This is a genomic window from Vibrio sp. 10N.222.48.A3, assembly GCF_041475345.1.
Taxonomy (GTDB): Bacteria; Pseudomonadota; Gammaproteobacteria; order Enterobacterales; family Vibrionaceae; genus Vibrio; species Vibrio tasmaniensis_A.
This window is the reverse complement of record NZ_JBFRVX010001732.1, coordinates 1-464: the sequence shown is the minus strand read 5'-3', so window position 1 is coordinate 464 and position 464 is coordinate 1. Positions and strand designations below refer to the sequence as shown.

Below are 464 nucleotides of genomic sequence, written 5' to 3'. Positions count from 1 at the left end.
GCTGTGACCCTAAGATTGATGTCGTTCGCGCAATCAAACACCTTCCTCCATCAACTCCATATGCGAAAAAGCTTCATGTTAGAGCTCAAACCGCCGATAACAAGACTAAATTGACTGCGGAACTGTTGGATAGAGTGTTCAACAGTGAACATACTCCAAACAAAGCTGTATCTTCAGCCTTTCTAAGAAAGAGAGTCTTTGAACAATATAACTTACTATTGTCGCAATTGAACAATTACTACAAACCAATGGCCTTACAGGAAGAAAAAGATGTTGCGGTCGCACGTATCAAGCTTCTCCTAAAACCATCTTCTCCATACAGTGCATTTATAAATTGGTGCATTATAGAAGACGAGGAATTGGGGCGGATGTTACATGATTTTATAGGTAGGACTGAGTAGCTTTCAAAAAAGGCACCCTAATAGGTGCCTTTTCTATTTCTAATCTATATATTTCTCTTACAT

General features: G+C 39.0%; 1 pseudogene. It reads left to right on the top strand.

The annotated features are described in order from the left end of the window. A pseudogene (locus AB4653_RS28665) lies at positions 1–401 on the top strand (hypothetical protein); the annotation flags it as partial. Positions 402–464 lie beyond the last annotated feature (63 nt).